Annotated in this window: 4 protein-coding genes; all 4 read left to right on the top strand. The window is 43.4% G+C overall.

The window, feature by feature from the left end; genetic code table 11:
• Nucleotides 1-171: 171 nt before the first annotated feature.
• The 4 genes from CAG65_RS01840 (at nt 172) to CAG65_RS01825 (ending at nt 4558) form a co-directional block, all read left to right on the top strand.
• Entirely contained in the window at nt 172-1365 is a 1194-nt protein-coding gene (locus CAG65_RS01840) for an acetate/propionate family kinase (protein WP_161451775.1), read from the top strand.
• Nucleotides 1366-1750: 385 nt separating this feature from the next.
• Nucleotides 1751-2110, top strand: coding sequence for a hypothetical protein (locus CAG65_RS01835; protein ID WP_017789263.1), 360 nt, complete (start codon nt 1751-1753; stop codon nt 2108-2110).
• A gap of 144 nt (nt 2111-2254) precedes the next feature.
• Nucleotides 2255-2878, top strand: a complete 624-nt coding sequence (locus tag CAG65_RS01830) for a hypothetical protein (protein ID WP_161451774.1) — start codon at nt 2255-2257, stop codon at nt 2876-2878.
• 495 nt (nt 2879-3373) lie between these two features.
• The gene (locus tag CAG65_RS01825; RefSeq protein WP_161451772.1) at nt 3374-4558 is read left to right on the top strand and encodes a leucine-rich repeat domain-containing protein; all 1185 of its coding nucleotides are present in this window, start codon (nt 3374-3376) and stop codon (nt 4556-4558) included.
• Nucleotides 4559-4945: the final 387 nt, after the last annotated feature.

The raw sequence follows: 4945 nt of genomic DNA, 5'->3' as shown, positions 1-4945 counted from the left end.
TATTTCATCAGATAAAAAAAATCGCTGCTTGCTGTAGATCAAGAAAATTTCGTTTGAGAGAAAATAAAAATTAAAACAAAGTTGAAAGATTCAAAAATTATTGAATAATGGGTCAATACAAACAAGAAGTGAAACACTTCGACCCTCAGTCTGAAACAGGATACATAATTCATGTCTAATAAGTTCGTGCTGGTCATCAACTCTGGTAGCTCTTCGCTGAAATTCGCAGTGATCGATTCTCAAACCGGTGACGCCATCATCAGTGGGCTTGGCGAATGCTTTGGTCTGCCAGAAGCCGTGATTAGTTGGAAATACGACGGTGACAAAACCGAAGAGGCGATCACTGCCCCTGACAATCACCACCAGCACGCCATTAACCGAATCGTTGACCTGATGGACACATTAGGGCTCAGCAAAGATATAGTTGCCGTTGGTCACCGTATCGTTCATGGTGGGGAAAAATTCACTTCGACTGTTCGTATTGATGACAAGGTGCTGGCTGAAATTGAGAGCCTGTCTGATCTTGCTCCGCTCCACAACCCGGCAGGTGCGAAGGGTATCCAGGCGTCAATGCTGGCGTTCCCTGAGCTGCCTCAATTCGCAGTGTTCGATACCGCATTCCACCAAACTATGCCTCGCAAGGCGTTCACTGGTGCAATTGCGCATGAACTGTATGAACAGTATGGGATCCGCCGATACGGTTTCCACGGCACTAGCCATTATTACGTCAGCCGTGAAGCGGCTAAAATGTTGGGCAAGAAGGCTGAGGAATCGAACTTTATTTCTGTCCACTTGGGTAATGGCGCCTCGGTATGTGCTATACGCGATGGCCAGTCTGTTGACACGTCGATGGGCTTTACGCCGCTGGCTGGCTTGATGATGGGGACTCGCTCTGGTGACCTGGATCCTGGGATCATCGAATTTCTGATGAAGAAAGGCTGGAGTCAGGAGCAGGTGTTTGAAGCGCTGAATAAAAAGTCAGGTTTCCTCGGGGTGTCGGGCCTGACGTCTGATGCACGTGGGATTCTAGAAGCGATGGAGCAGGGACATGAGGGCGCGAAACTGGCGTTCGAAGTCTTCACGTATCGTGTTGCTAAATACATTGGTTCATACCTGATTCCGCTCGACAGCCTGGACGCTATCATCTTTACGGGCGGTATCGGTGAGAACTCGTTGCCAATTCGCCGCGAAATTCTCAACAACCTCAAACTATTGGGCTTTGTGGAAGATGAGAAGGGCAACGAAGAGGCACGCTTTGGCAGCGCTGGCATTATTGCTCAATCCGAGCAGCTGGGCGCTGTGGCGATGGTTATCCCAACCAACGAAGAGTACGTTATCGCCCGACAATCAGTTGAACTGCTGTAGTAGTTATTGAAATCATATGTTTGAAAGCGAGCTTAGTGCTCGCTTTTTTTCGTCTTAAATGCTCTGCATTGATCACTTCAGACAGGTGTGCATGTTAGTTTCATCTGAATAGTGACGATGAATTGGCTTATTTGTGCCCCTTTATCAGTTAGGGCAAAAGCTCATTCATATGTTATTCATCTACTTTTAACTTACTAAACCTAATTGTATCGCGTAAGCAGCATTCTACCCTCCACATACACAAGCAATAATCACATAACAAGCTAATATTGCTTGAGTTGCATACTAGATGCGAGCAAGATAGACCGAAAGCAAAGGCGGAAAACTCCGTCTAAAAAGCGTTAGCTTATTCCCAAACCTAATATTTAAATCGGAGATAGAAAAAATGAACTTAGAGGTTGTCAACCACCTAATTGATAATGAGCATTATATTATGGAAAAAGCTGCTGACTGTGGTTTGGATGGCAGTATTAGCTTAATTGTTGCTCAAATATTGAGAGATAATAATGGCGAGTTATCGTCAATTAAGGGCAAACAAATTTACCATTATGAAAACGTAATTCGCCCTTTGCTTGAAGAAGTTGTTTGTGAAGGGCCAATAGGTTTCGTAGAGGACGAAGATGGTAACTATGAATCATCATGTATCAATGGTGGTATTGTTGATGATGAATCTTTATACCAAGCATATTTAGAAGAAGATTTTAAGTGCCAAACTTGTCGCTATGATGCAGAAAAGATGCATTAATAATGCTAGCAAACACTTCAAGAGGGACAGCCAACGCATGGCACTTTCAGTTCAAATGGGCATTTTTGCTTACGGCTGTTATGGCTGAGTTCCGTGGTTGTACGTTGTCTGCCTCTTAAGCGGACGTTATGTGATAAGGCAAATATGTCGTACAAGTTTGAAGATTGGCGAAATCGCTATTCAGAGCGTTCTGATTTATCAACTGGGCTGGTTCATTTAACACGAGCAACGGACAATGCGGCTGTTGCTGAACTTATGTTTAAAATACTGACGGAACGTACATTAAAAGGTAGCTCCACTGAGCAAGGTTTTATCGTTGGCAAACACACCGCAGTTTGTTTTCAAGACGCACCTTTGAGTTCAGTTTGTCAGAACACTTGGTTTGAGCAAAAACTTAGGACAAGCGGTCATACGAACAAAACAAGATATCATCCTTGCGGTTTCATGTTCTCAAAGCAAAAGATTTATACGAGTGGTGGTCGTCCAGTGATTTACGACAAAACTGCTGAAGCCAAGAAATACTTACCAGAGTCAGAATGGTGGCGTATTGTTAACTTTGATCTTTCAAATCCAGACTTCATCATTGACTGGACGCATGAGCGTGAATGGAGAGTCAAAGGTGACTTTGAGTTTGACGTTGATGAAGTAACATTACTTTTTACCAAGAGTACAACTTATAAGGCTTTTATTGAACTCTGTGATAAAAATGACCGACCTTTCTATAAGGTAGTTGCGGGAATTATAAATATGCAAAATATCTTGTTCTAGAAATTGTCCATACAAAGCATTTAAGAGTGATTCCTAACGCTTAGCTTTCTCAGTTCAACGTTGGGTTGTGTGTTTACGGTGCAATGGATTAGGCATGGTGGTGCGTTGTTCACCTTAACGCAGCGGAACTCCATACTAAAAGTAATTCATCAGTGATTAAATTAGTAAAGTCACTGGCAGGTTTTGCCCCATTATTGTTTAGTACTTTTACTCATTAATACTCAGTTAACAGGTTTTTACCCTACAACAAGTTATCCGATAGAGCGTGATTTAACACTCATTGTGGTGTGTTTGGCTGGCCAGAGTAACCTTTTGAATGGTGAAATTAACTTAACAATTTGTTGGGAATGACTAACCGCTGAAAGTACTGCTATCATCCTCTTATCTCAAAATAAAGCTTACTACCTGTGAACGTTTTAATGCGTTCATAAAGGGAATTAGATGACGGTAGTAATAAAATACGAAACAGTCATGACATTATCAAGGGCAAGACTCATGAAAGCAACTACCCAAATTCTAGGCACTTTACTTAGTTTAGCCTTTCTTACTGGCTGTGAACGAGCAACGGAAGGGTTGCAATATGCCAAAAACCCTGATGGTTCAACTGATAAGTCATTACTTATTGGCTATGACGGTAACGAGACAGATGTCGTCATCCCGGATTCAGTGACCACCATTGGTTTACTTGCGTTTTTTGATCACAATCTCACCAGCGTGACCATCCCAGATTCGGTGACCACTATTCGTAGGGCGGCGTTTAATAATAATGCAATATCATCAATTAACAATGAGCCATCAGATGGCTTTATTTTTGCTCGAAATGATGATGGTACTGAGAATAAGAAGGTCATCATTTCTTATGGTGGAGCAAGAAAGAACATTGTTATTCCAGATTCGGTGACCACTATTGGTTGGGCAGCTTTTAGAGAAAGCCAGCTCACCAGCGTGACCATTCCAGATTCGGTGACCACCATTGGGGAGGGGGCGTTTGCTTACAACAAACTCACCAGCGTGACCATTCCAGATTCGGTGACCACCATCGGGGGTGCAGCGTTTTATGGTAATAAGCTCACCAGCGTGGGTATCCCAAACTCGGTGACCACCATTGGGGATGCAGTGTTTTATGGTAATAAGCTCACCAGCGTGGGCATCCCAAACTCGGTGACCACCATTGGGGATGCAGCGTTTTATGGTAACAATCTCATTAGCGTGGTCATCCCAAACTCGGTGACCACCATCGGAGATGAGGCGTTTTCTGCCAACCAGCTCATGGCCGTGGCCATCCCAAACTCGGTGACCACAATTGGAGATAAAGCGTTTTCTGGCAACCTGCTCAGGACTGTAGCTATCCCCAACTCGGTGACCACTATTGAGCAGGGGGTATTTAGTAGCAACTATCTCGCCAGTGTGGAAATCCCAAACTCGGTGACAACCATTGAGTTTGAGGCGTTTTATAACAATAAGCTCACCAACGTGATCCTTCCAGACTCGCTGACCACTATTGGTTGGGGGGCTTTTAGAGAAAACCAGCTTATCAGTGTGGCCATCCCAGATTCGGTGGCCTTCATTGGTCATAGGGCGTTTGTTGATAACAAGCTCACTGATGTGGTTATACCAGCTTCGGTAACTACTAATGAGAAAGAAGCGTTTGGTGATGGTGTAAAAATTAAGAGAAATTAACAGTTGAACTCTAGCATGAGGCAATACCCAAAGTTTCTGGATGTTAGGTGTTTTTATCAAATGTTAGCTTATGGCGGCTGAGCTTATTGTATAGCATTGCTGCCTTGGTATAGAACGTATTGGCGCGTAATAATCGGCACTTGAGCATCGCACTAGCTCTTCTCACCAACTTTGGCATTCCTGTAGTTATTCATGAATTGCTAATGTTCGATTTTTCGTAACGCATTTTTGTCCAGAAACGCGTTCAAAGGCAAACATAGAGGCTCGCTGTTTTGATATTGTTACCATCGTTTTGAAATCATAAGAGCATGATAAACATCTAACTATTAATATACTTGCGTTGTTGCATATAGAGTAAGGTGGCACAATGGTGGCCGGTTGTGAGCA

The organism is Vibrio sp. V39_P1S14PM300 (genome assembly GCF_009904765.1).
Classification (GTDB): Bacteria; Pseudomonadota; Gammaproteobacteria; order Enterobacterales; family Vibrionaceae; genus Vibrio; species Vibrio proteolyticus.
The sequence above is the reverse complement of the archived record's forward strand: the minus strand, read 5'-3'. Positions and strand labels throughout refer to the sequence as shown.

Bases quoted from the DNA above. Each gene is read 5' to 3' on its own strand.
- CAG65_RS01835 (WP_017789263.1), top strand. From the start codon at position 1,751: ATGAACTTAGAGGTTGTCAACCACCTAATTGATAATGAGCATTATATT.
- CAG65_RS01825 (WP_161451772.1), top strand. From the start codon at position 3,374: ATGAAAGCAACTACCCAAATTCTAGGCACTTTACTTAGTTTAGCCTTT.
- CAG65_RS01840 (WP_161451775.1), top strand. From the start codon at position 172: ATGTCTAATAAGTTCGTGCTGGTCATCAACTCTGGTAGCTCTTCGCTG.
- CAG65_RS01830 (WP_161451774.1), top strand. From the start codon at position 2,255: ATGTCGTACAAGTTTGAAGATTGGCGAAATCGCTATTCAGAGCGTTCT.